This window comes from Lactobacillus amylolyticus DSM 11664, from assembly GCF_000178475.1.
In the GTDB taxonomy this organism is placed as follows: domain Bacteria; phylum Bacillota; class Bacilli; order Lactobacillales; family Lactobacillaceae; genus Lactobacillus; species Lactobacillus amylolyticus.
On sequence record NZ_ADNY01000004.1, the window covers coordinates 26,434 to 52,808 of the forward strand.

At 39.1% G+C, this 26,375-nt stretch carries 23 protein-coding genes, 4 pseudogenes and 1 riboswitch; of the genes and pseudogenes, 22 read left to right on the forward strand and 5 right to left on the reverse strand.

Annotation, left to right across the window (positions count from 1 at the left end; genetic code table 11):
- Nucleotides 1-57 precede the first annotated feature (57 nt).
- From HMPREF0493_RS00405 to HMPREF0493_RS09230, 5 genes and pseudogenes are all read left to right on the forward strand, one after another.
- A complete protein-coding gene (locus HMPREF0493_RS00405; protein WP_006351242.1) occupies nt 58-960 on the forward strand; it encodes an ROK family protein in 903 nt (300 codons plus the stop codon).
- On the forward strand, nt 960-1,841 hold the full coding sequence (locus tag HMPREF0493_RS00410) for an AraC family transcriptional regulator (RefSeq protein ID WP_006351243.1): 882 nt from the start codon (nt 960-962) through the stop codon (nt 1,839-1,841). Before HMPREF0493_RS00405 ends, HMPREF0493_RS00410 begins: the two co-directional genes overlap by 1 nt.
- Nucleotides 1,842-1,943: 102 nt before the next feature.
- Nucleotides 1,944-2,840, forward strand: a pseudogene (locus tag HMPREF0493_RS00415) (alpha/beta hydrolase).
- Nucleotides 2,841-2,987: 147 nt separating this feature from the next.
- Nucleotides 2,988-3,527, forward strand: a complete 540-nt coding sequence (locus tag HMPREF0493_RS08885; RefSeq protein WP_006351246.1) for an MFS transporter — start codon at nt 2,988-2,990, stop codon at nt 3,525-3,527.
- Nucleotides 3,482-3,601 (forward strand): hypothetical protein, encoded by a 120-nt coding sequence (locus tag HMPREF0493_RS09230; protein ID WP_338323998.1) that lies wholly within the window; start codon nt 3,482-3,484, stop codon nt 3,599-3,601. Before HMPREF0493_RS08885 ends, HMPREF0493_RS09230 begins: the two co-directional genes overlap by 46 nt.
- Before the next feature lie 97 nt (nt 3,602-3,698).
- On the opposite strand, the gene HMPREF0493_RS00425 is transcribed toward HMPREF0493_RS09230, so the two are convergent.
- Nucleotides 3,699-5,636 carry an alpha/beta hydrolase family protein gene (locus HMPREF0493_RS00425; RefSeq protein WP_006351247.1) on the reverse strand — a complete coding sequence of 646 codons (1,938 nt, stop codon included), beginning with the start codon at nt 5,634-5,636 and terminating at the stop codon, nt 3,699-3,701.
- 97 nt (nt 5,637-5,733) lie between these two features.
- On the reverse strand, nt 5,734-6,384 hold the full coding sequence (locus HMPREF0493_RS00430) for a Crp/Fnr family transcriptional regulator (RefSeq protein ID WP_040456707.1): 651 nt from the start codon (nt 6,382-6,384) through the stop codon (nt 5,734-5,736).
- 94 nt (nt 6,385-6,478) lie between these two features.
- On the opposite strand from HMPREF0493_RS00430, the gene HMPREF0493_RS00435 reads away from it, so the two are divergent.
- Entirely contained in the window at nt 6,479-6,874 is a 396-nt protein-coding gene (locus tag HMPREF0493_RS00435) for an iron-sulfur cluster biosynthesis family protein (protein WP_006351249.1), read from the forward strand.
- Nucleotides 6,875-6,976: 102 nt separating this feature from the next.
- On the opposite strand, the gene HMPREF0493_RS00440 is transcribed toward HMPREF0493_RS00435, so the two are convergent.
- Nucleotides 6,977-7,285, reverse strand: coding sequence for an HU family DNA-binding protein (locus tag HMPREF0493_RS00440; protein WP_201780458.1), 309 nt, complete (start codon nt 7,283-7,285; stop codon nt 6,977-6,979).
- A 242-nt stretch (nt 7,286-7,527) separates the two neighbouring features.
- Here HMPREF0493_RS00440 and HMPREF0493_RS00445 point away from each other — a divergent pair.
- From HMPREF0493_RS00445 to HMPREF0493_RS00460, 4 genes and pseudogenes are all read left to right on the forward strand, one after another.
- Nucleotides 7,528-8,310 (forward strand): annotated as a pseudogene (locus tag HMPREF0493_RS00445) (Cof-type HAD-IIB family hydrolase).
- Between the two features lie 15 nt (nt 8,311-8,325).
- Nucleotides 8,326-9,282: a Gfo/Idh/MocA family protein gene (locus HMPREF0493_RS00450; RefSeq protein WP_006351252.1), complete on the forward strand. Its 957-nt coding sequence runs from the start codon at nt 8,326-8,328 to the stop codon at nt 9,280-9,282.
- A 986-nt stretch (nt 9,283-10,268) separates the two neighbouring features.
- Nucleotides 10,269-11,900, forward strand: a pseudogene (locus tag HMPREF0493_RS00455) (peptide ABC transporter substrate-binding protein).
- A gap of 94 nt (nt 11,901-11,994) precedes the next feature.
- Entirely contained in the window at nt 11,995-12,246 is a 252-nt protein-coding gene (locus HMPREF0493_RS00460; protein ID WP_006351255.1) for a hypothetical protein, read from the forward strand.
- A 263-nt stretch (nt 12,247-12,509) separates the two neighbouring features.
- Here HMPREF0493_RS00460 and dapF read toward each other — a convergent pair whose 3' ends face one another.
- Together dapF and HMPREF0493_RS00470 are read right to left on the reverse strand one after the other, a co-directional pair.
- Nucleotides 12,510-13,511 carry a diaminopimelate epimerase gene (gene dapF / locus HMPREF0493_RS00465; protein ID WP_006351257.1) on the reverse strand — a complete coding sequence of 334 codons (1,002 nt, stop codon included), beginning with the start codon at nt 13,509-13,511 and terminating at the stop codon, nt 12,510-12,512.
- Nucleotides 13,512-13,520: 9 nt separating this feature from the next.
- Nucleotides 13,521-14,876, reverse strand: a complete 1,356-nt coding sequence (locus HMPREF0493_RS00470; protein ID WP_006351258.1) for an aspartate kinase — start codon at nt 14,874-14,876, stop codon at nt 13,521-13,523.
- 174 nt (nt 14,877-15,050) lie between these two features.
- A riboswitch (Lysine riboswitch) is annotated at nt 15,051-15,233 on the forward strand.
- Nucleotides 15,234-15,321: 88 nt separating this feature from the next.
- On the opposite strand from HMPREF0493_RS00470, the gene lysA reads away from it, so the two are divergent.
- The 12 genes and pseudogenes from lysA to HMPREF0493_RS00530 form a co-directional block, all read left to right on the forward strand.
- Entirely contained in the window at nt 15,322-16,635 is a 1,314-nt protein-coding gene (gene lysA, locus HMPREF0493_RS00475) for a diaminopimelate decarboxylase (protein WP_006351260.1), read from the forward strand.
- A 12-nt stretch (nt 16,636-16,647) separates the two neighbouring features.
- Nucleotides 16,648-17,358: a 2,3,4,5-tetrahydropyridine-2,6-dicarboxylate N-acetyltransferase gene (gene dapD, locus HMPREF0493_RS00480; protein WP_006351261.1), complete on the forward strand. Its 711-nt coding sequence runs from the start codon at nt 16,648-16,650 to the stop codon at nt 17,356-17,358.
- 2 nt (nt 17,359-17,360) lie between these two features.
- Complete coding sequence (locus HMPREF0493_RS00485) at nt 17,361-18,512, forward strand: N-acetyldiaminopimelate deacetylase (RefSeq protein ID WP_006351262.1); 1,152 nt, start codon at nt 17,361-17,363, stop codon at nt 18,510-18,512.
- Entirely contained in the window at nt 18,513-19,448 is a 936-nt protein-coding gene (gene dapA / locus HMPREF0493_RS00490) for a 4-hydroxy-tetrahydrodipicolinate synthase (RefSeq protein ID WP_006351263.1), read from the forward strand.
- The gene (gene dapB, locus HMPREF0493_RS00495; RefSeq protein WP_006351264.1) at nt 19,441-20,220 is read left to right on the forward strand and encodes a 4-hydroxy-tetrahydrodipicolinate reductase; all 780 of its coding nucleotides are present in this window, start codon (nt 19,441-19,443) and stop codon (nt 20,218-20,220) included. The genes dapA and dapB overlap by 8 nt, the downstream gene beginning before the upstream one ends.
- Before the next feature lie 9 nt (nt 20,221-20,229).
- Nucleotides 20,230-21,408, forward strand: coding sequence for an aminotransferase class I/II-fold pyridoxal phosphate-dependent enzyme (locus HMPREF0493_RS00500; RefSeq protein WP_006351265.1), 1,179 nt, complete (start codon nt 20,230-20,232; stop codon nt 21,406-21,408).
- Between the two features lie 2 nt (nt 21,409-21,410).
- Entirely contained in the window at nt 21,411-22,469 is a 1,059-nt protein-coding gene (locus HMPREF0493_RS00505) for an aspartate-semialdehyde dehydrogenase (RefSeq protein ID WP_006351266.1), read from the forward strand.
- 242 nt (nt 22,470-22,711) lie between these two features.
- Nucleotides 22,712-23,085: pseudogene (apf, locus tag HMPREF0493_RS08205) on the forward strand (aggregation-promoting factor); the annotation flags it as partial.
- Nucleotides 23,086-23,179: 94 nt separating this feature from the next.
- Complete coding sequence (locus HMPREF0493_RS00515) at nt 23,180-23,800, forward strand: phosphatase PAP2 family protein (RefSeq protein ID WP_040456711.1); 621 nt, start codon at nt 23,180-23,182, stop codon at nt 23,798-23,800.
- 112 nt (nt 23,801-23,912) lie between these two features.
- A complete protein-coding gene (locus HMPREF0493_RS00520) occupies nt 23,913-25,094 on the forward strand; it encodes an acetate/propionate family kinase (protein ID WP_006351269.1) in 1,182 nt (393 codons plus the stop codon).
- A gap of 120 nt (nt 25,095-25,214) precedes the next feature.
- Nucleotides 25,215-26,048: a hypothetical protein gene (locus HMPREF0493_RS00525; RefSeq protein ID WP_006351270.1), complete on the forward strand. Its 834-nt coding sequence runs from the start codon at nt 25,215-25,217 to the stop codon at nt 26,046-26,048.
- A 104-nt stretch (nt 26,049-26,152) separates the two neighbouring features.
- Nucleotides 26,153-26,375: class I SAM-dependent methyltransferase (locus tag HMPREF0493_RS00530; protein ID WP_006351271.1), on the forward strand; the 223-nt coding region annotated here is incomplete at its 3' end.

A 26,375-nucleotide genomic window follows, 5' to 3' on the forward strand; every position in this document is an offset into this window, starting at 1 on the left:
TCTTGATAAATCATGAAATGACTTCTGAAAGCGCTACGCAAAGAAAAGGTGGTTTATATGAAGGATTATTTGAGTGTTGATATCGGCGGAACCAATGTTAAATTTGCTAAGCTGAATAATGCTGGTGAAATCATTGATAAGTCTAAGATCGAGACTGCTCAAGAAAAAGAAGAATTTTTATCAAAGATGGATGAAGTAGTTGAAAAATACGTCAAACAAGGCGTAAAGGGAATTGCTTTTTGCGCACCGGGCAAGATTGCTAAAACAATGATTCACTTCGGTGGTGCCTTGCCATTTCTCGATGGGGTTGATTTTGCCCAGAGATATGCCAAGTACAACCTGCCTGTTGCTGTAATTAATGATGGCAAAGCTAGTGTTTTAGCAGAAAACTGGCTAGGAAGCTTAAAAGATAAGCAAAATTGTGCGGCTATTACACTCGGAACTGGCGTTGGTGGTGGCATTATCGTCAATGGCAGATTGCTGAACGGCGTGCACTATCAGGCTGGCGAATTGAGTTTTATGCAAATTAATATGAATGCTACAGGCTTCAATGGCTTTGCCGGTGGTGCCGCATCTGCTGTTGAAAGGATAAAATCCGTTAACAAAGAATTGGGCAAAAAAGATGAAACAGATGGCTTGGCTGCCTTTGAAGCCATTAATTCCGGGGATGCCAAGTCAATGCCGATTTTCAGAGATTTTTGCAAAAAGGTGGCAACGGTTATCATTAATGTTCAATCGGTTGCTGACCTTGATGCTTATGCTATAGGCGGTGGAATTTCAGCACAGCCAATCGTCGTTGAAGAAATTAACCATGCCTATGATGAAATAATCAATCGCAATCCGTTGATTGGAAAGACTTTGACTAAGCCGCAGATCTTGGATGCTAAGTTTAAGAATAGTGCCAACTTGTATGGTGCACTCTACAACTTGCTGCTCCATGTTAATGGTGAAGAATTATAATGGCTGTCAACAAGCAAATTAAGCTGCATGAACTGGTTGTACCAACTTATCCATTACCCGTTTGGTATTTTATTTTTCATGATGCTCAATTCAGCAGCTATGTTGCTCCACACTGGCATCGCGACATTGAATTAAGCTTTACTTTAAACGGCTCAATCAGTGATTTTCGCATTGGCAAGAGAGACTATACAACCAAGGCTGGACAAATTTTGGTCGTGAATACGCAGGTAATTCATTGCGTCGATCCTCCAAAAAATAATATTAATAAGAGTATTTCGATCATTTTCCCATTTGATTATGTTGAAAATTTTTATCCAAACATTAGTCATCAAGAAATTGATATCAATGATCCAGAGAAACTGAATGCAGATCAAAAATTAGCATATTCTGAGCTGCAAGGATTGTTGTCCCGCTTTTATTGGTTGGGGCTTTCGCATGAAACTTTTAAAGATCTTGAAATGCAGCAGATTGTTGATCAAGTGCTGTTGCTTTTGCTCAGTCATTTTACCAAGGAAAAGCCAACGGAAAATCAAATTGGTCAGCGCAAAGTGTATGTTATTAACCGCCTGCAATATATTACGAAGTACGTGAATAATCACTATCAAGAGCAGATCAGCTTAGGGGATTTGGCTAAGCGCTGCAATGTTTCGAAAGAATATCTGTCTCGCTTTTTTAAAAAAGAGATGGAGATTACCGTTGATACTTATATCAATAATGTGCGTGCGCAGTATGCTCATAATGAACTGCGCAACAGCAATCACAGCCTGAAAGAAGTGGCCTTGAATAACGGCTTCTCGGGGGTTCGAACGATGAACCGTGCTTTTGAGAAGCTGTACAATAAGACTGCATCGCAATTTAAACGTGAATTTAAAAATAAATAAAGAAGAGATCAATCAGCGCCAAATTATGGATAAAATAGAGCTTTTTTATATTTAGCAGTTTATTATAATGTAAGCGTATTCACAAAAAGGGGAAAAAGAAAAATGGTTGATCAAAAAATTTTAGATGCCGTTAATGAAATTAGAACTAGTTGGAAAGCTAATGATGATAAGCGTGATAGTGGCTTACCGCATGACATCCCAGAAGTAAAAAGAATTGATGATTTGCAATATGGCGAAGATCCTAAGTGGAACTTGCTTGATCTGTATTTACCAAAAAATGTCGAAGGCAAATTACCAGTAATTATTCAAATTCACGGTGGTGGTTGAGTTTATGGCACTAAAGAAACTTACCAGTTTTATGGCTTAGGCATGGCCAAACGTGGTTTTGCCTTTGTAAATCCTAACTACAAATTAGGACCTGAAGTAAGTTTTCCAAAAGAACTTGACCAAGTAAATGAATATATCCACTGGGTTGCTGATCATGCTGATGAATATAATTTGGATAAAAATAATGTCTTCTTAGTAGGAGATTCAGCTGGTGGCCAAATGGCAGAACAATACACGGCAATTTTGACTAATCCGGAATATCGTGAAAAATTCGGCTATGAGTTGACCGATTTGAAGTTTAGAGCTGTTGCATTAAACAGTCCTGCAACCTTTATGCTTGATCCTGGAATGATTGGCGGTGCCGTAACTGCTTACTTTAAACCAGAAGTCATGGCTGATGAAAAGAACTTAGATTTGCTTAATACTGAAAAATACATTACTAAAGATTTCTTGCCAACTTTTATTAGTACTGCCAACCAAGACTTTATCCATGATTGTGCGGTTCGCTTAGACGGATTTTTGAGAGCGAAAGGGATAGAAGTAATTCAAAAGTCCTGGGGCGACGAAAATCATCCTGAGCCACATGTTTTCTTGATTAATCAGAAGGATGACTTGGCAAAAGAAGCCAACGATGAGGAAGCCGAGTTCTTCAAGAAGCATATTGTGAAGTAGGCTTTTTTAGAAGGGGAGAGTAAAAATGAAATAGGAAAGAACGCAAGATCATTTGATCTTCAAAGTGTCGTTACTGTCGATTTCAATCTTCTTAATGATGGCATCGGCAATTTCACCGGCTTTGCCATTGTTGCTGCGGGCTTCTTATTGAGTGCCTTATCAGTTAACTTTGTAATGCTGTCATGCGCAAGCTTAGTTTTAGGTATTGGTTTTGGTCTTTCAGTTCCATATATGTATAACTGGCTTGATTGGTCTGCTCCTCAGAATTCTGTCAACTTGGCTACCACGATTGTACTGGTTTTAGTTAACGTTGGCTGTGCGGTTTCACCAATTGTTTTAAACGCAATTACACCAAACGCTAAAACCTGTTTGATGATTTCAGGCATATTCTTCGCCATCTTTAGGGTTTATGCCTTGATTCACTACTTTGAAGTAAAGTATAAGGAATATTTAAATCTCCCAGATCGCCCTGAGCAGCAAAAAATTGCTCAGAAAGATCCCGAACGAATTATGTATGCATATTTTGAGGTTGTACCTGGGCAATTTATCGAAATGTTTCCAAATATTGATCTTCCTCATGATGTTGAATGGTACAAGCGAACAGAACAGGGCTCAATCATTTTTCACCTACCGTTGACGATATCCATGAGACGTTGGAGGAGCTCAAAAAAACCGGTATCCAGGTGATTAGTGAGCCCTCGGAGGGGTCCATCAGAGACTTGGCAATTCTGGGCTCAGGACCCAGATGGCAACCATTTTGAGGTACAACAATTTACGGATAAGTCTTACCAAAGAATTGGACATCTTGATTAGAAAAAAGATAGATTTTCACTTGTCGTGGAAGTCTATCCTTTATTTTTATTTATTACTCGTATAATGATCAAACCAACTAGTAATTTCTTCCAGTCTCTTTATTCGATTCTTAGGTTTGCCGGAACGGGACAACTCATGATTTTCGCCATGGAAAATAATCATTCTTGTTTCGACATTATGCCAATTGAGTGCCCGGAACATCTGCAAGCCTTCAGTCATCGGACAACGGTAATCTTGGTCTGAATTTAAGAAAAGGGTAGGAGTCTTAACGTGATCAGTGTATTTCAATGGTGATTGCTGCCAAGCAAATTCAGGATTGTCATTCAAGTTATCGATGCCTAAGGCATAAAAATCATCCCAAGGACCAATATCTGATAAAAATGGATCACTAAACCAGTTTGCCATTGATCTTTGACTTGCTGCAGCACAGAAGCGATCAGTTTGACCGATAGCCCAATTTGTCATGTAGCCACCATATGAGCCGCCAGTGATGCAGAGCTTTTGCTGATCAATTGCTGGAGTTTCTTTTAAAACCGTGTCTACAAACTTCATTAAATCTTGATAATCAATTTTGCCCCATTGACTACGCATGTCAGCATAATCATTTCCTTGACCGTCGGAACCATGAATATTTGCAAATAAAACGAAATAGCCATGACTTGCCCATACCTGCATTTCATGGAAGAAAACAGCACTATATGAACCTTTAGGTCCACCATGGACGTCAAGAATTGCCGGATATTTTTTATTTTTGTCAAAATTGCGTGGATACAAGAGCCAGCCGTGTTGGATGCCATCTTTTGTTGATCTGTAGTTGATTTGATGGGCTTGTGCAACATAAACATCTTTAAGAACTACATCATTGAAATGTGATAGTTGCGTGAGTTTGCCATCTGCAACTTGGTATAGTTCTTGCAATTCATTATTTTTTGCTCCTGTAAACAACAAATTGCCGTCATTTTGAAAAGCAAAATAATCCATGCTGCCATCGAATTCAAAATATGGTTCAATCTTTTGACCATCAAAAACCATGATTTGATTGTGGTCAGTTACGGTGGTTAAAAAGTAAAATTGATTATTAAAAGTTGTGCTAGGTTTGGTTTCTAATAAACAAATATCGCCAATAATTGCATTGCCATAAGTTTTGCCCCATGAAGCTACCAAGCTTAATTGGTGGCTTTTTTTATTGACCAAATAAATCTGAGGATTTTCTTCGCATCCGTATTCTTTTTGGTCACTGGCAACGACATAGGTTTGATCGTTGATGAAAAAGAGATCAAAAATTTCGTATTGATCACAAGGAATCAGTTCGTCCAATTTGCCGGTTCCAAAATTAAGCTTATACAATGCCGTTTTTAAATGGGCTTTACGCTTAAATGAACAGCCGGTGAAAAAGAGAAGATTATCCTTCAGCCACGATTGGTCAATTTGAAAATAAGGATCATCTGCTAATAATTCAGTTAACTTTTTTGTTTGCAAATTGTAGGTGAAAAGTCGGTCCCGATGCTTGTTTAAAATACCTTCATTATTAAAATAGGCAGGAGTTTCATCGAAAATATCATAGTCGTCGGAATTTTGATTTTCTTTTTTGGCCTTTTCATTTAAATCAACTCGACGTGAAAGAAGTAGCTCATTTTGATTAATAATTTTTTCAAGCTTATAGTTGGCATGATTAAATTCAGCGATGGGTTGAGCCTCACCACCATTTAAAGATAAGCGATAAAGCACTGTTTTATTCTCTTTATTTTGTCGGTTTCCTGTAAAAAGCACTGTGCTTTCAGTTTCAAAGACAAAATTTTGTTCTTTACCGAAAGATGAAAGTGAACTAACTTGATCGTTTTTAAGCATTTGCAAAGTGTAATTGTAATGATCTTGTTGATCATTATCAGGTAATGCTTTGACGAAGACAGCATTTTTACCTTTCGTTTTTAAGTTGCCTAGATTGGAATAATTGAGAAAATCTTTAATTTGAACAGCTTTCATATTGAAGCCTTCTTCCTTGATTTAATTTGATTTTAATATATCATAAGAAATTAAGGATGAAAAGAAGAGGAAAATATTTCTTTTTTGTTTATTAAACTCAGTTAAGAATTGTAATTGCTTTTCCCGCAGTTGCAATTCTTTTTTCTTGTTCAAGTTCCTTAAGCTTTCTACTGAATGTCTCCGGCGTTGTGCCTAGTAAACTGGCTAAATCTTTCTTTTTCATCTGTAATTTCACGGTGCTTCTGCCTTGTTTAACAGATAAATCCTGCAGGTAGGACATAATCCGTTCTTTGGCATCTAAGGTATTGCGCAGAACTGTATTGTGCTGGAGTTCTACTAGTTTTTCACCAAAATTATTGAGTAATTTAACAGCTAAATCAGGCGTTTTTTCTAATAATTGTTGAAAATCCATACGGTTAATCGAACAAACTAGGGTATCGTCGAGTGCTTCAATAAAATTTTCATTGTTGGAGGAGATGAATAGATTCTGTTGACCCTCAATATCGCCTTTTTTCAGAATGACTAAAACTGTTTCTTTTCCGTCTGATGATAAGCTGTAAACTTTGGCTTTGCCGCGATCGATGACGATCATTCCGTTTTTGCCATCTGCTGGCTGATGGATAATGCTGCCTTTGGGAAAGCGCTGCTGGTGAGTGGAAACAGTGGCCAATTTTTCTTTTAAATTTTGAGGCAGATCGGAGAAGAGAGCGGCCTTGCTTAGACATGCAACTGGTGAATGTTTTTGCATAAAAATCATATTCTTTCTAAAAACTTGATTTAGATCAATTTTTCAATTAAGTATTGCACGTATAATAAAAGTAAATCAAGAGGAGATGTTAATCATGGCAAAGATTAAATTCACTGATTCAGCATTAGATTATTTGAAGAAAAGAGAAGTTTTAGGTCATCCTATGCTGCTGATCGTCGACGATGGTGGCGGAAAGTACTCCATTCATGGTGGTTCTTGCAGTATTGGTGCTAACTTTTCAATTATTAAATTGAATAAGCCAGATAAAGATTATCCTGAAAAATTGCAAAATGACGAAGGTGTCGAAATCTTTACTTCCAATTATGATTTAGTTGAATTGCAAGATAATTTGGTTTTGGATTATAAAGATTATAGCTTGCAATTGAAGAATGATAGTCAAATGCTTGATGGGGCAGTGTCGATTGGCAATGGTCCGGCCTTGCTTGAAGCTAATCACCATGTAGTGATGAATGAAGCAAGAAATTGTTAGAACTACATATTAAAATAATATTTTAAATAAAAAACAAGCCCAACGCCGCTTTACAGCAGTGTTGGGCTTGATGTGTGAATATTCAATTTTTAGTATAAGATATTACTTGTTAACTGATTCCTTCAAAGCCTTACCTGGCTTGAATGCTGGAACTTGGGTTGCAGGAATAGTAATTTCCTTACCAGTTTGTGGGTTGCGACCTTTACGTGCAGCACGGTGACGAACTTCAAAAGTACCAAAGCCAATCAATTGAACCTTGTTACCTTTAACTAATTCATCTTGAATAGTTGAAATAACTGATTCAAGAACAGCTTCTGCATCCTTCTTCTTCATTTCAGTTTTTTCAGCAATTTCTTTAACTAATTCAGCTTTATTTACTGATGCCATTTTTAAAAACCTCTTTCTTAATATTTGTCGTTTAAGATTGCTAGAAGGTATTATCTTGCAACCCTTTACGAGAACTTATTTTACCATTAACTTAGGTAGTTTAAAACGGGAAAGCTTGATTTTATGCAATTTTATTAGCTTTTTTTGCAGATTTAAGCATTTTTTGAAAAAGCATGCGCACAAGTTATCGCAGACCAAAGCTTATTGTATTTTTGCTATAATTTAGTATAGAAACCGCTTACGAAATAAATAATTAAGGAGCAAAAATGAAACTTATTTTTTCAGATATTGATGGAACGCTGATCAACAATAAGAATCAAGTTACTCCAGCAACCAAAGAAGCAATCCAACATTGAATTGCGTTGGATGATATGTTCATTCCGGTTTCGGCACGGATGCCCCAGGCTATCGAAACGGTGGGCAATGAAATTACGACGAACTATCCGATGATTTGTTACAACGGCGCCTTGATTATCGATAAGGATGGTCAAACGATTGCCAGTCAGCCGATGGAAATTGCCGAGGCAGAGTCAATTATTAAATTGGTTTCTGAAGAATATCCTGACGTTGCCTGGAATGTTTATGCTGCAAGAGAATGGCTGTCACCAAGAATGCCAGCAAACTTGAATGAGGAAAGAATCGTTCAGGTTGAATCGACAAGAGCAACGCTTGAAGATGTTGCTAATTTGCCTAGTTGTCATAAAACATTATTGATTGGTCAACCTCAGGAAATTACAGAATTGCAGAAGAAACTGCAACAAGAATTCACAGATTTAAACATTGTTAAGTCCAGTCCAATTTTGTTAGAAATAATGGCAAAAGGAATCCAAAAAGGACAGGCAGTTAAACAATTGATTGATTTTTACAAGGTGCCGATTGCTGATACCTGGGCCTTTGGCGACAATTACAATGATGAAGAAATGTTAAAGGCTGTAGGGCATTCGGTTGTCATGGGTAATGCGCCGGCAGATCTGAAGCAGAACGCCGATGAAGTGACGCTGGATAACAATCATGATGGAATCGCAGCAGCTTTGAATAAAATGCTTTAATAAGGAGGAGTAAAAATGAAGTTATTAATTGCTGGTTCGGGAAAAATCGTTCAAGATTGGTTAACGATTACGCCTGATTTGCCGCAGATTGAATTAAGCGGCATTACTGCTACTAAGCACAGTTTAGAGCGCATGCAGGAAATGGCAAAAAAATATGGCATTAAAAAAGTCTTCACTGACTATGATCAAGCCTTAGCAGAGTGCGACGCGGACACAGTTTATGTTGCTGTCATCAATTCCTTGCATTACAGCTTTGCCAAAAAGGCCTTGGAAGCAGGGAAAAACGTAATTTGTGAAAAGCCATTCACTGTTAGCTTTGATGAATTTGAGGAACTTAAGAATTTAGCTTTAGAAAAAGATTTAGTCTTAATTGAAGCAATTACCAATTTATATTTGCCAAACTACAAGCTTTTGCAGGAAAAATTGCCGGAATTGGGCAAGATTAGAATTGTATCGATGAATTACTCCCAGTACTCAAGTCGGTACGATAAGTTCAAAGAGGGCATTATTGCTCCAGTTTTTGACCCGAAAAAAGCTGGTGGTGCCTTGATGGACTTAAATGTTTACAATATTCACTTATTGGTTGGTTTGTTTGGGATGCCTAAGAAAGTGCAGTATTTGGCCAATATGCAACGCGGAGTTGATACGTCTGGTATTTTGCTTTTGGATTATGGCGATTTTAAGGCTGTTTCAATTGCTGCCAAGGATGTTGGTGCTCCAGTTACCTCAACGATTGAAGGGGAGAATGAAAGCATCGTTATTGATGGTCCAACTAATACTTTCCCTGCTTTTGATACTTACCATAATAGCGAAAAGCTGGAACATTTTAATGTTAATGACCATGATCACCGGATGTTTGATGAATTTGTTGAATTTGATCGGATTATTAAGGACCATGATATGGAAAAGATAAAAGCAGCACTTAAGCATAGTGAACAAGTGATGAAAGTCATTGATTTGGCACGGAAATAATGATGACGATTTTGACTAAATAAAGTGAGGCTTTGTTGATCAATTCAACGAAGCCTTTTTTGCGTATAATATGCAGAAAGTACAAATTCTAAGTACATCTACCACAAATAAAATAACTATGAGCAGAAATACGCCAATTTCCTTATTTAAGTTAATAAAATAAGTAAGCCGATTAAACTTAAAGATGTAGTGGTTAAGGAAGAAGACGATATAGTAAAAATAGTTTTCTCATTTTTAAAGCTTTACTACTGACCTTATTTTGAAAATCTCTTTGACATTCTAAACCTTGTTATTCTAAAAAATGCTTACTAGAAATTTGGATTATCTATTATTTGAAAATCATACACTCTATTCTATATATTGCCGATTTTTTAAATAGGGTTAAGAAAAACACTAAGATACTGATGTTTGACGTATCTTAGTGTTTTTTGTTGTTCTTCAAAAATATTACGGACACATCAGGGGAGGGTAAGTGACTAAACCTTGATATATCAACATTTTTATTTTGAAAAATGGCCAAAATTTATCCGGCGAAATCACTGTATGTGTTGATAGATCAATGATTATGGAACATCCCCTCGTGTGTCCGAAAAATTGTTCGCGGAATTTTAAAAAATTTCGATTTTAAGTTGACAAATATTTTAACTAGCTATATTATGATAACAACATTAAAGATAAATTAAGCAATGACGAGGAAAGTAAAACGTAGGACCTTCCACAGAGAGTTTCGATATTGGTGCAAAGAAATGTCCGTTCTACCTTTGAAAATGGCCTTCGAGCATGAATCTGCGATATTTAGCAGATCCAGGGTCCGCCCTTTATCGCGGTAGCGTATCGCTTGTTGCCGTACGTGAACCGAGGTGGAACTTCCATGAAGAAATAGGTGGTACCGCGTGATAAACGCCCTATTAGATCAATTTGATCTAGTAAGGCGTTTTTTCTTTTTCATTGCTTAATTTTTAAGTTTATTTTAGAGGAGTTATGTAATGGGTATATCAAAGAAACTATTATCAATTGGTACCATTGCTTTTTCAGCAATTATACTTGCTGCATGTGGCAATCAATCAAGTTCAACAGCTAATAAAAAACAAGTTTTGAATTGGTCAGAAACAACACAGCTATCAACGCAAGATCCTTCTTTAGCAACTGATACGACAAGTTTTCAGGCTTTATTAAATACTGGTGATGGCCTTTATCGCTTGGACAAAAACAACAAACCAAAACTATCACTTGCCACTAAGGAAAGTACTTCTAACGGTGGAAAAACTTATGATTTTTATTTAAGAAAAAATGCTAAATGGTCAAATGGTGATCCTATTACTGCTAAGGATTTTGTTTATTCATACAGAAGAACAGTCACCCCATCTACTAAATCACAAATGGCTTTTTACCTTTATCAAATTAAAAATGCCGAAGCTATAAATAAAGGGCAAAAGAAACCCACGAGTTTGGGAGTTACAGCAGTTTCTAAATATCATTTGAGAATTCAATTAACTCGTCCACTGAGTTATTTCAAGATATTACTAGCTTGGCCATTATTCTTCCCACAAAATCAAAAAGTTGTTAAGAAGTACGGCAAACTTAATGGAACACAAGCCAAATACACTGTTTCGTCCGGACCTTTTACTTTAACTAAGTGGAATGGCAATAATAAGACTTGGACTTTAGTTAAGAATAAGAATTATTGGGATGCAAAAGATGTTAAATTGACTAAAGTTAATGAGCAGGTCAGTGAATCAACAACTACTAGTTATAATTTATTCCAAGCTGGTAAAGCCGATGAAACAGGTTTGACTGGTGAACAAGTAGCCGCAAATAAGAATAAGGCTGGTTACCACGCAAGATTGGCATCTGATATTCGAAGACTTGAATTGAATGAAAACAAAGTCAAGGCCTTTAAGAATTTAAAGATTCGTCAGGCATTCTCATATGCCATCAATCGTAATCAATTAGCTGACGATGTATTAAAAGATGGATCAATTCCAGCCAAAGGATTCGTACCTTCATGAATGGGAACAAATCCAAAAACCGGTGCACAATTTGAAAATGATGCATATGTTAAGAGTGCAGTTAGCTACAATTTTGCTAAGGCTAAACAGCTATTAAAAGAAGGGTATAAAGAAACAGGCATTAAGAGTATTAAAGTCACTTTGTTAACTAGTGATGATGATTCATCAAAACAAACCGCTGAATTTTTACAAAGTCAATTAGATCGTCTTCCTAATGTAGACGTTTCAATTCAAACAATTCCATACACACAGTTAATTACCCGTCAAACTGCAGGCAACTACCAAATTACTGTTAAGAACTGGCAAGCAGTATTTGGTGATCCGATCAACTTCCTAGATGTTTTTGAAAAAGGATCAAGCTACCTTAACAATGGTTGGAATAATGCTAAGTTTAATAAGCTTCTGAATGAGTCTGAAAATGTCTATGGCAATAATCCAGTTAAACGTTGGGCTAAATTGGTTGCTGCCGAAAAGGTCTTAATGAAGGACCAGGGCACAATTCCATTGGTTCAAGTTGCTCGTCCACAACTTCTTAAGACCACTGTAAAGGATGTTTCCTTCAACCCAACAGGTGTGCCTTATGACTTTAAGAATGTTTATCTCAAATAATTAGTATTTATTAAACATCTGGATATTATTTATCCAGATGTTTTTTATTGGCTAAAAGTTTAAAAGAAAGAATGAAGTTTAAAAGAGTTTAAAAATGAAAAATCCATTTAATCCAACTTTTGGTGATGTACCCAAAATTTTCTTAGATACAGATTCTCGTGTAAATGAGTTGATTAGCACTATTCAAGAAAGTGAATTTGCGCGGTCATTTTTTATTACGGAAGTTTGTGGATCGGGCAAAACGGTCTTTCTTAATGCAGTGGCTCATAAGCTTCGCCACAATCCTAATTGCTATCATGTTAACGTTTTGAATCAAGATAATTTGGTTCTAAGTCTGACAAAATAATTATTGGCAATAACTGAAACGCCACTGCAAAAAAGTATAGATAGTATTAGTTCCGTTAACTTAAAAGGATTAAATTTCGATTTGTCAGATCCCAATTCACCATATTATTTTGGATATTAAAAAATGGAAAACCACAAAATGGTTTTCCATCTTTATTATCTAGAGCTATTAACGTTTAACATTTTTCACACTGTTAACCCAATTGGCAAGCTGGCACCGACTGCTAAAGAAGCAAAAAAACACGGCTGAAAACCGTGCTTTTTCTATATAGTTTGCAAATTGTTGAAATGGGGCAAATTGTTGACAAAGCGCTCATAAGCTGTCTGTTCATCGGTCTCCGTAATTTTGACATTATCAAAATTAGCCTGCCGCAAATCATCTTCACCAATTTCAATTCGTGCTGTAAACGTAGCATTGCCGATCAATTCGATCCAATAGCAGTCGTGATCATAATGTACGATCGTCTGCACCTTGCCACCTGGATTATAAACATCAATCTTTTGATTAAACTGACCTAAATCTGGATGTGTGAGGCAAAGTGCAAGGGAAGTTGCTGACATCCCTGTACCACAGGCGTTTGTAAAGCCAACACCTCGTTCAAAAGTCCGTACGAACAACTGATTTCTGTCAATGATTTGGGCAAAGTTGACGTTTACGCCATCAGGGAAGTAAGGATTGTCTTGATTCAATTTTTCACCCAATTCCCCTAAAATCGGTCCTTCAATCTGCTTTTGCGACATGAAGGAAATCAGATGCGGATTAGGAACAGCCAAAGCTGTAAACTTCAAGCCTGGATAAAGTTCAGGCACATACTGGTCGATAATTCTTCTGAGGCCGACATTGTCGAAAGGCAACTTTTCATTAGCAAAGGAAACCGGTGAAATTTCAACTGCAAAGGCCGGAACGCCTTCTGCCAAATCAGCCTGCTTGCTGACGCGCAAATTTGCATTCATCGTGTCGACCATAAAATGATCTTGATGAAATTGCTCAAATAAATAGCGAGCGACTGTTCTTAAGCCGTTGCCGCACATTGAGGCTTCGCTACCGTCCGCATTGATCACGCGCATTTGTGCCAAAGCATGGCTGCGAGTCGGATGATTGACTACCAATACACCGTCGCTGCCGTCTAAAATGCCAGTGTCGGAACTAGTAATTTTTTTGGTAAAATTGCGCAATTGCTCGTCAGTTAACGGTTCATCCAATTCAGTTTGATCAAGAATGAAAAAGTGATTCTGTGATCCGTGGACCTTCAATAATTGTGTCATTGTTAGCTCCTATTTAAAAAATTCGTTGTAAATTGCTTTAACTGCAGTATCTGCTTCTTCTTTTTTGGTGCCAATCATAATTGAAATTTGTGATGCACCTTGATTGATCATTTGTGGTGAAATATGTTCACGAAGCAATGCGTTCAAAATTCTGGCGTTGATGCCATCTTGATTTTTCATTTCTTCGCCCACAATCATAATAATGGCATAATCATCGATCCATTCCAACTGATCCGGATTGATTGTAGCTTGAATTTCACTGCAGATGAGGTCGATTAATTGATCATTCAAGAATTTCCGGTCAAAAATAATAGTAATATCGTCAATTCCGGAAGGCATGTGCTCATATGGAATGCCATGTTTGTCCAAAATCTGCAAGATCCGCAAGGTAAAACCAGCCTCTTTGTTAAGCAAGTATTTGTGCAAATACAAAGCGGAGAAATGCTTCTTGCTGGCAACGCCAGTTACCGTTTGTTCAGCGTGAAAATCTTTTTCTGGCAAAATCATCGTGCCCGGATTCTCTGGGTCATTAGTGTTTTTGACATTAATTGGAACATCACCCTGAATAGCTGGAATCAATGCTTCGTCATGGAAAACGGAAAAGCCGGCATAGGACAATTCCCGCATCTCACGGTAAGTCATCTGGTGAATGGATTCCGGATCATCAATAATTGCTGGGTTAGCTGAGAAGATACCATCTACATCAGTGAAGTTTTCGTAAAGATCTGCGTGCAGGCCACGCGCTAAAATCGCACCAGTGATATCCGAACCGCCCCGTGAAAAAGTAGCGATGTGGCCAGATGGCGTGATGCCGAAGAAGCCAGGAAAGACGATTTTTTCATCAGCTTGAAGGCGAATCTGATCCAAATTCAAATAGGTTTCAGGGCTGACGGAAGCATCGTTGGGCTCACCAGTTACGATTAAGCCGGCCTCAGTCGGATCCAAAAACTTAGCGTTTAGACCTTGATGCTGCAGAATTTTTGCAATCAAGTATGCGTTTAAGCGTTCGCCATGTGCTTTGAAAGCGGCCAAAAGATAATCATCATTGGGATATTGCTGATCAGGCAAGGACGTTAATATTTCTTTGACAAAGTTAAGATCTTCTTTAGTCAAGCCAAAATATTGGCCTATTTCTTGGTAACGTGCAAAAATTTGCTCAACAATTTCGCTAGTATCTTGTTTGTTTAAATATGTTTTTGCATATTTGATCAATAAATCAGTAACTTTGATGCCATCGCTGAACCTTTTGCCAGGAGCCGAGACAACCATTGCTTGCCGATTATCGTCAGCCAAAAAAATCCTAATTGCGCGTTCAACTTGCTTGCCTGTAGCTAAGGAACTACCACCGAACTTGATTACTTTCATTTTCTAACTTCTTTCGCCTGTAGCTTGAGATAATTTAATTAAATTTTAACATTGATTTTAATTTTTGCAAATCAATTTGAGAATAAGCAAAAGTAACCGAATTTAATTATTAATAAAGAATAAAAAACAGTTATAAATGTGTTGACTATGTTTTTAATAAAATATACAATTTAGTCAAATCGAAGAGGCGCAACCGACATGATTAAGAGTGTAAGTCAGGCACGACGATGATCACTGTGAAAGGGGAGGCTGCCGAAGCAGTAACTGATGCCAAAGCTACTAGCTGGGTCGTAACTAAAGAAGTTGCGGACTGTCGCGAAAAGAAACGAAGAGGTTCGCGGAGCGCTATCGACTGTTAGATTAAAGATGATTAATCCATTGTTTGTAGAGGCAGACAATGGATTTTTTATTTAGCGCTTCTCCTAGTTAGAAAACGGAGAGATCAATGAATTCACAAATTGCTAGTTCACAGGTTAGTCCAGAAGGTCATTTATTAATTGGCGGCGTTGACAGTGTTTCCTTAGCTAAAAAGTACGGCACGCCGTTAATAGTTTACGATGTTGGTCAAATTCGCCAACAGATTCGCAAATTCAAGCAGGTTTTTGAAGAAGAGAAAACTTCATATGCGGTTTCTTATGCAAGCAAGGCTTTCGCCACAATTGCCATGTATCAAGTGGCCGCAGAAGAAGGTGCCTATACTGATGTTGTTTCGGCGGGCGAACTTTACACCGCTTTGAAGGCCAGCTTTCCAATGGAACGGGTTAGTTTTCACGGCAACAATAAATCACGGGCTGAGCTGGAAATGGCAGTTAAAAATCATGTTGGCAAGATCATTATTGACAATTTTTATGAAATTAAATTGCTAAAAGAGGTTCTGCAAGAAAACGACAGTCACATTAAAGTGATGCTTCGCTTAACGCCTGGTATTTCAGCACATACGCATGAATATGATCAAACCGGTCAAATTGACAGCAAGTTTGGTTTTGATCTTAATAGCGGTCAGGCAGCCAAGGCACTTCAAGAAGTGCTGGCCGAACCACGAATGGATATGGTTGGAATTCACGCTCACATCGGTTCACAGATCTTTGAATTGAACGGCTTTGAAATGGCTGCTCAAAAACTGATGCAAGTAGCCAGCAGCTGGCGTGAGAAGTACGGCTACACTGCAAAAATAATTAATGTCGGCGGTGGCTTCGGTATTAAATATGTTTCTTCTGACCATCCATTAAAGCCGGAGGCATTCGTTAAGGCGATCGTTGAAACAATCAAGCAAGAAGCTGCGAAAAACGATTATCCGTTGCCCGAGATCGACATTGAACCAGGTCGTTCAATCGTTGGTCCCGCTGGTTATAACCTTTACCAAGTCGGTTCACGCAAAGACGTTCCCGGCTTGAAGCCTTATGTAACGGTCGATGGCGGAATGGGCGACAACATTCGTCCCGCTCTTTATCAGGCCGAATATGAAACGGTTTTGGCAAATAATCTTAAAGCAAGGGAAGAAGAGCACGTTCGCATCGCCGGCAAGTATTGTGAATCCGGTGATCTGTTAAGTGCAGATGCCTTTTTGCCAAAAACTAAACCAGGCGACATTCTGGCAATGCTCGACACTGGTGCCTACGGCTATTCAATGGCTTCAAACTACAACCGCAATCCACGTCCCGCCGTTGTTTTTGCGGAAAATGGTCATGCGCAAGTAGTAGTCAAACGAGAAAGTCTAGAAGATTTAGTTCGCTTAGATCAAAGCTACCAAGAAGATTAAGGAGAACAAGAAATGAAGAAATTAACAGCGCAAGAAATTATTGATTACATTGGCAATGCTAAAAAGAAGACGCCAGTCAAGGTTTTTATTAAAGGCGACTTAGCTGACCTTGATTTCCCTGAATCTATTGAAAATTACAATGAAGCTCATTCAGGCGTTATCTTCGGTGATTGGGACGAAGTTGAACCATTCTTGAAAAAGAATCAAGAAAAGATTTCTTCCTATCATATTGAAAATGATGCACGCAACTCAGCCGTTCCTTTGCTTGATCTTAAGAAAATCAATGCGCGGATTGAACCAGGTGCAATTATTCGTGACCAAGTGACGATCGGCAATAACGCCGTTATCATGATGGGCGCAATTATCAATATTGGTGCTGAGATCGGGGACGATTCGATGATCGATATGGGCGCTGTTCTTGGTGGCCGTGCAATCGTTGGCAAACATTGTCATATTGGTGCCGGCACGGTTTTGGCAGGCGTGATTGAACCTGCTTCAGCTCAGCCAGTAAGAATCGATGACAACGTTTTAATCGGAGCAAACGCCGTCGTGATTGAAGGCGTTCATGTTGGTGAAGGCGCAGTTGTTGCGGCTGGTGCGATCGTAACGCATGACGTTGCGCCACACACGATGGTCGCTGGCGTTCCAGCCAAGTTCATTAAGAACGTTGACCAAAAGACCAAGAGCAAGACAGGTTTGGAAGACAATTTAAGAAAGCTGTAACGATGACGCTTTTAACAGAGCAAGACTTAATTAAAATTAGAAGACACTTGCATCAAATCCCGGAATTGGCACTGCATGAAGTGCAAACGCATGATTATTTACTGCAGGTGATTGAAAGCTTTAAGCAGTATTATTTAGAGATCAGAGTACCAGAGCAATCGCCAACTGCAATTTTGGTTTTGGTAAAAGGAAAAAAGCCGCGGCGAACGATCGGCTACCGCACGGATATTGATGCGCTGCCAGTAGAAGAAAAGACTGGTTTGCCTTTTTCTTCAAAACATCCTGGCGTGATGCATGCCTGCGGCCATGATGTTCATATGACTGTTGCTTTGGGCTTGCTGAATTATTTTAGTGAAAATCAACCCCAAGACAATCTGCTTTTCTTCTTCCAGCCAGCTGAAGAGAGTGAATCAGGCGGCAAGCAAGCGTATGAAAAGGGAATCTTTGAAGATAAATGGAAACCTGATGAATTCTATGGCTTGCATGACAATCCGGCTTTGCTAGCTGGTGCGATTGGCTGCCGCATGGGAACGCTGTTCGCGGGAACTACTGAAGTCAATATTGATTTGATCGGTAAAAGCGGTCACGCTGCTTTTCCACAAAACGCAAACGATACGGTCGTAGCGATGGCGAGTCTGATCATGCAGATCCAAACGATCATTTCTCGCAGCATTGACCCGATTCAAAGCGGCGTTATAACGCTGGGAAAGGTCGATGCTGGCACGATCAGAAACGTGATCGCCGGTCATGCCCGCATTGAAGGAACGATTCGTGGCCTGACTCAAAAAATGATCTTGAACATTGATCATCGTTTGCAAGATGTTTGCGATGGCGTGGCACGCAGTTTTAATATGGACGTAAAGCTGAATTTGAATCAAGGCGGCTATTGGCCAGTCGAAAATAATCCAGATTTAACTCGCAGCTTTATCAAGTATATGAAAAAGCAGCCCGATGTTAACTTTATCGAAACTGAGCCGGCAATGACCGGTGAAGACTTTGGCTACTTGCTGGCCAAGTTCCCAGGCGTTATGTTCTGGCTCGGCGTCAATGATGATTCACAGCTGCATTCGGCAACGCTGACCCCTGATGAAAAGAGCATTCAACGTGGAGTTGATGCGATTAAGGGTTTTCTGATTTATAGAATGGAGAATTAAATGACTTCTTTAATTGATGCAGATTTAATAACGGCACTTGTAACACCTTTTGATGAACAACAAAAAATCAATTTCGATTGTTTGGAAAAATTGACCAATCACTTGATTGCACAAGGATGCAACGGCTTTGTCATTGGTGGTACGACTGGTGAAACACCAACTCTTTCTCATGATGAAAAAATTGAATTGTATCAAAAGTTCGCTGAAATCGTCCATGGCCGTGTTCCGATTATCGCTGGCACAGGCAGCAACAATACTGCTGAAACGACTTCCTTCACTAATGAAGTTGCGCAAATCAAGGGTATCGATTATGCCTTGGTTGTGGTTCCGCCTTATAACAAGCCTAACCAAAGAAGCATGATTGCTCACTTCAAGACTGTTGCGCAAACGGTTCATATGCCAATTTTGATCTACAACATTCCAGGTCGAACTGGAGTCAAGATGGAAAAAGAAACCATTGTCCTTTTGTCACACGAAGAAAACATTAAGGGCATCAAACAATGTGCTTCTCTTGAAGAAATGGAATACATCATTGATCACAAGGATCCTGATTTCATGGTCTTCAGTGGAGAAGATAGCCAAGCATTGTCAGCAAGATTGTTAGGCGCAAACGGCGTTGTTTCAGTTGCTTCTCATGTATACTGCAAGCAAATGCGGCAAATGTACGACTATTTATACAGCGGCAATTATGTTGAAGCAGCAAAACTTCAACGCTGGTTGACGCCAAAAATGGCAGCAATGTTCATGTTCCCATCTCCATCACCAGTTAAAGCAGTCCTCAACGCACAGGGCTTTAAGACAGGTGGCTGCCGTTTGCCACTTTTGGCCTTAAATGATGATGAAAAGGTTCAATTAGCACAAAAGTTAGGATTAAAGGATGATGCCTTATCTGGTCAATTGTCTTTGGATTTGGGAGAGGAAGTAAACAATGACTAAAAAAGTTTTAATTGCAGGTTTTACTGGTGCAATGGGACAAAAGACAGTTGCTTTGGTCAACTCATTGCCTGATTTTGAAATCGTGGCCGGTTTGTCTCCGATTGCGGAACACGATCCTGAAAAATATCATTTGCCAGCTGATGCGCAAATCTTTGAAAAATTATCCGATATTCCAGCTGGCATTGCGGATATCTGGGTTGATTTCACCACGCCTAGTTCAGTTTATGACAACACCAAGTTTGCTTTAACGCATGGCATCGCCCCAGTAATCGGCACAACTGGCTTAACCGATGCTCAACAAGAAGAGTTGGTTGCTATTTCTAAAGAAAAAAAGCAGGCTGGTTTGATTGCTCCTAACTTTGGAATGTCAGCCGTCTTATTGATGAAATTTGCTCAAGAAGCAGCCAAATATTTCCCTGATGCAGAAATTATCGAAATGCACCACGCAGATAAAAAGGATGCTCCTTCAGGCACGGCTTTGAGTACGGCTAAGTTGATTGCTAAAAACAGACCAGAACACGAAACTGCTCCGGATGAAATCGAAAGCTTAAACGGCGTGCGTGGCGGTGACTATCGAGGAATCAGGATTCACTCCGTTCGTTTGCCAGGCTACATTGCTCACGAGCAAGTTTTGTTTGGCGGAAATGGCGAAGCACTAACGATTCGGCAAGATTCATTTGATCGTCAATCTTTCATGAGCGGTGTTAAGGTAGCACTTGAAAAAGTTGATCAGTTGGATCATTTGGTTATTGGATTAGAAAATATTTTATAGGAGGCAAATATGCCACATTTAGCAGATGGACTAGGTTATAGCGACAAGGTTGAAAAGGTAAAACCTTCCGGTATCAGAATTTTTGACAATCAGGTTTCAAAAATTCCAGGCATTATTAAATTGACTTTGGGTGAACCTGATATGAACACGCCTGAACACGTCAAGCAAGCAGCAATTCGCAGCATTCAAAACAACGATTCACACTATGCGCCGCAAAAGGGTAAGTTGGCTTTAAGAAAAGCCATCAGCAACTTTTTGGACAAGACGATTCACGTCAAATATGATCCTGAAACAGAAGTTGTTGTTACTGTTGGTGCAACTGAAGCAATCAATGCAGCCTTGTTTGCCATCAGCAATCCTGGCGACCAAGTTATTATCCCAACGCCGGTCTTTTCACTATACTGGCCAGTTGCTACCTTGGCAGATGCCAACTTTGTCTTGGTAAATACTGCTAAGGATGGCTTCGTATTAACGCCTGAACACTTAGAAAAGGTCATTGAAGAAAATCCTAAGGCTAAGGCCGTAATTTTGAATTATCCAACCAACCCAACTGGAGTTGAATACTCAGAAGAAAATATTAAGGCTTTGGCAAAAGTAATTCGCAAGCATAATTTATATGTCATTACGGATGAAATTTACTCAACTTTGACCTATGGCGTTAAGCATTATTCAATTGCAAGCGAAATCCCTGAACGTGCAATTTATATTTCTGGTGTATCCAAGTCTCACGCTATGACCGGTTATCGTTTGGGTTATATTGCCGGACCTGCAGAAATTATGGCTCAAATCGGCAAGGTTCATGGCTTGATGGTAACGACAACCACTGATTCTTCACAAGCAGCAGCTCTGGAAGCATTGACCAATGGTTTGGATGATCCTAAAGGATACCGCAAAGTTTACCAAAAGCGGCGTGATTTTGTTGTTAAAGCATTGAATGACATGGGCATGGAGACCGTTAAGCCACAAGGTGCCTTCTATGTTTTTGCTAAAATTCCTGAAAAATTCGGCAAGGACGACATGAAATTTGCGCTTGATTTGGCAAATAAAGAAAAAGTCGGCATTACCCCAGGTTCAGCCTTTGGACCAGGCGGTGAAGGCTACGTTCGTCTATCTTATGCTTCTTCAGATGAGAATTTACATACTGCTTTATCAAGAATTAAGGATTATTTACAAAAAAAGGGCAATTAAAAATGACTAAGGAATATAACGTTGCAATTTTAGGTGCTACCGGTGCTGTTGGCCGCAGAATGATTCAACAATTGGAGCAATCAACCATCCCTGTAAAAAGCTTGAAGCTGCTTGCTTCATATCGTTCAGCCGGAACTGTTTTGAAATTCAAGGGTCAAGACTTAACAGTTGAAGAAACCGCACCCGATTCTTTTGATAGCATCGACTTGGTTTTGTCATCAGCTGGCGGCTCAGTTTCTAAAAAGTTCTTGCCAGAAGCTGTAAAGCGCGGCGCAGTTTGTGTTGACAACACTAGTGCTTTCAGAATGGAACCAGATGTGCCTTTGGTTGTGCCAGAGGTTAATCCTGAAGCTTTGAAAAAGCACCATGGCATTATTGCCAACCCTAACTGTTCAACTATTCAAATGGTTATGGCCCTTGAACCAGTAAGAAGAAAGTTTGGCTTAAAGCAAATCATCGTTTCAACTTATCAAGCTGCTTCTGGTGCTGGTCAAGCTGCAATCGAAGAACTTAAAAAGGAAGCACAAGACTACTTGGATGGCAAAGACATGCAAGAAGATGCCAAGATTTTGCCAACAAAAGGCGATAAGAAGCATTATCCATTAGCCTTTAACTTGCTTCCACAAATTGATGTCTTGGAAGACAGCGGCTATTCTCATGAAGAATGGAAGATGATCCACGAAACCAAGAAGATCATGCTGGATGACATGAACTCAGACAAGATTAAGGTAACGGCCACTTGCGTGCGGGTACCAGTACCCATTGCCCATGGTGAAAGTGTTTACTTCACTGTTGAAGATAAGGATGCAACAGCTCAAGATATTATGGATGTAATTGCAAAATTCCCAGGCGATGTTTTGCAAGATGACATTAAGCATCAAATTTACCCACAACCAGTAAACGCCGAAGGTTCACGCGATACTTTTGTCGGCCGAATTCGTCCGGATTATGAAAATCCAGGTGCCTTCAACATGTGGGTTGTAGCCGACAACTTGCTTAAGGGTGCCGCTTGGAACACGGTTGAAAACGCAGAGTATTTGGATAAGATGAATTTGATCTAAAAAGTTTGAAGAAAACTTGAAGGCTTTTTATAAAATTAACAATAAAACCGGTTTTATTACTGGTGTTACAAAATATTACATTCAAGACAAATAATTGAGTGATCATTATGAGATAGTTCTGAAACACTCTCCTTGTACTATAGAGACTGTCAAGAGGTGACAGACAAGAATTTAATAATTCACTTATAAAGGAGAGTTTTATTTTGAAACTTAAATCTATCGTAACTAAATCTATCGCCGCTGCTACCGGTCAAGTTTTGGCAGCTAACACTAATTGGAAAGTTATTCAAACAGCTTATGACTCTCAAGGCAATAAGTGGTACGACCTTGGGGACAACCAATGGGTTAAGGTTTCAACTGCTTCTGTAAAGACTTCAAGTACTTAGCAACTGGTTCTGAAGCAAGTGCCAAAGCTTGGATTGCCAATAAAGAATCTGGCGGTTCATACACAGCCAAGAATGGTCAATATATCGGTAAATATCAATTATCAGCCTCACTTTTAGGCGGCAACTATTCTGCATCAAACCAAGAAAAGGTTGCTGATAACTATGTTAAGAGTCGTTACGGTTCTTGGACTGCTGCTAAGAAGTTCTGGGAAGCTAATGGCTGGTATTAATTAAAATAGATCATAAAAATTGCTTTACACGAATGTGTAAAACTTTTTTTGTGGTAAGATTAAAACGCTGATAAAAAGTAGAATGAGGAGACAAATGAAGAAAAATATCTATGCAATTTGTGTTGGCTTGCCCATCACATTGATTTTTGTAATTTCGGTAGCTGCTCACGCGGCTTGGATTAGTTCTTTTGATCATTTTTTCCAGGGCGTAGTTAGATCAATTCCGAATTTGCAAGGCTTGATGCTGAAGATTACTTTTTTGGCATCACCAAAGATGGATTTGGTTTGGATGCTGTTGATCGCTGTTATTTTGTGGCTGAAAAAAAGACGTCCGCTCTCGTTAAACATTGTTGTTACACTGATCAGTGCCGATGCATTGGGTTGGGTAATTAAGCATGTAATTAGCCGGGCTCGTCCGATTCAGCACTTGGCTCAAGACGATGGCTACAGTTTCCCAAGCGGTCACGTTTTAGGAATGTCAATCATCTTGATTTGGCTGATGATGGTGCTTTTGCCACAAGTGATGGAAAACAAAACTGCTAAATTCTGGCTTAGCGTTCTAATGATTGTCTGGTTGGTAATTGTTATGTACTCCAGAGTTTACGTTTATGCCCATTATCCATCTGATGTCTGCGGATCAGTTGCCATTGCCTTGATGTGGGTTGGCGTGGTCCAATTGATTATGACAAAAATTGATGAACGATTAGAAAAATAGAATGGAACTGCTGATAATTTATCAGCAGTTTTTTTATTTAAAGCTAGATATCATGCCAAAGTAAGCGCTATTATATAAATGAGACTATTTCACAAGTGAGGAAGTAAGGAATATGAAAAAAGTTTTAGCGATAAATTCAGGCAGTTCATCTTTTAAATACAAATTATTTTCTTTCCCGAGCGAAGAAGTAATAGCGCGAGGACAGGCCGAACGGGTAGGGATGGAAAATTCTGTTTTCAAAATCAAACTTAATGGCAGAGAGTTTATCAAAAACACGGCCATTCCTAACCAAGAAGCTGCGGTTAGTTTGTTGATTGACACTCTTAAAAAGTATCATGTTGTTGAAAGTTTGCATGAGATTGCAGGCGTTGGCCACCGCGTTGTAGATGGCGGTGAAGTCTTTTCTCAATCGGTCATTATGGACGACGATAAATTGGACAAGCTGTTTAAGTTGGGCGAGCTAGCACCATTACATAATATTCCTGAGGCACAGGGCATTAGAGCATTTAAGAAGATCATTCCAAACGTGCCGCAAGTAGCGGTTTTTGACACTTCATATCACCAAACGCTTGATAAGATTCATTATCTCTATTCCATCCCTTACAAATATTACAAAGAATTTGGCATTAGAAAATATGGTGCTCACGGGACTTCCGTTCGTTATGTCGCTCCGCGGGCTGCCAAAATGATGCACAAGAATATCAACATTGCTCGGCTGATTGTTTGCCATTTAGGATCTGGTGCTTCAGTAACAGCAGTCAAAAACGGTCGCTCCTTTGATACCTCTATGGGCTTTAGCCCTGTTGCCGGCGTTACGATGGGAACCAGAAGCGGTGACGTTGATCCTTCTGCCTTACAGTTTTTAATGCATAAAACGGATATGTCCATCGATGAAGTAATTGAAATGCTAAATCATGATTCAGGCGTGCTGGGCATTTCTTATGTTTCCTCTGACATGCGTGATTTAATTGAAAGCAAAGAAAAACGGGCAAAACTTGCGCGGCGCATTTTTATTAATCGCGTGGTGCGCTACGTTGGTGCATATGCTGCCGAAATGAATGGGGTAGATGGCATTATTTTCACAGCTGGAATTGGTGAACATGATCCTGGAATTAGAGCCGGCATTATGAGCTCATTGAGATATTTGGGCTTGGATCCAGACTTCAAAGCCAACCGGACAGATGGAGAAAAATTCATTTCAAAGCCTGGTTCCAAGGTAAAGGCGTTGATCGTGCCAACCAATGAAGAATTGATGATTGCCAGGGATGTAGTTGATTTGGTGAGCGGCAACTAGTAAAAAAATTAAAGCAATGGTAATCTTCGTAAGTGCTTTTTAAAAGAAACCGGGTGCAACATTTGATACAATAGGAGTAAGTAATAAAAGAGAATTTATGTTAATAGGAGATAAAATTTTATGAAAAACAAGTTTGGTATTACAGCAGCTGCTATTTTAGTAGCTTTGTCTTTGTCTGCATGTTCTAGCAACAAAAGCAACCAAAGTAGTTCTTCAAGCTCTAAAGCTACGAGTTCAAAAGTAGAAAAGAAAACTTCTAGTCAAAGTAGTTTATCAACGTCTTCAAGTTCATCAAGCACTTCACAATCAAGCAAGCCATCATCTCAATCACCAAAGGAAAGCCGTATTAGCAAGTTAACTTCTGATTTGCGCAAGGTATTTCCAAATATGGCATTGCCAACCAATGATGGTTTGGGTCAAGGCTCAAGCAAGTTGAACGTTCGCTACAACAAATCTGGCAATACTAACATTATTTACTACAGTGTTGGTAATTCTGCAGTTGATTTTAATGCAGCTAGCGTAAAGAATGAGAAGCCATATGCAGTATTGACTGAAGTTACTAACGCTTCAAGCTCTGAAGCTTCTGACTTAATCAATTACATTCCAGCACAATCTGGTTTGCCAACTAAGAAGCTGGATTCAAGCACGACTGCTACTATTCAAGGTGCTGCTGGTCAAAGATACTTGCAATGGAACAGCGATAATTACTCATTCGTAATCCAAGCAAGCAGTCAATTGAAGGAGGACCCAACCGATCGTGGTAAGAAAGTATTGGCTTTGTACAAGCAATACGGTTTGCCAAAGACCTCTAATAAGGGTAGTTTGCATGTGACTGTTGGTGACAGTGTTGGTTCATTGAATACCGTGATTGCATGGCAAGATGGCAGCAATGTTTACCAAATCCAGGCTCACGACACTGAGACTGCATTCAAGATGCTTGCTTCATTGAAGTAAAACGAAAAGTTGCATAATATTAAAGCTCCCGGTTCAATTTGAACTGGGAGTTTTTCTGTGATATGAATAGAAAAAATGGATAAATTAATATTTCGAGGAAAATAATGAATAATACTGAAAAATTCACCGGTAAAGGTCAAATCTATGCTAAGGCCCGGCCAAAATATGCTCCAGAGTTATTTTCTTATTTAAAAGAAAAGTTGGCCTTAACATCCGCTACAACTATTGCGGATATTGGTTCAGGCACTGGAATTTTTACTGAACAGTTACTGGATCAAGGCTATCACGTTTATGCAGTGGAACCTAATCAAGATATGCGCCGGCAAG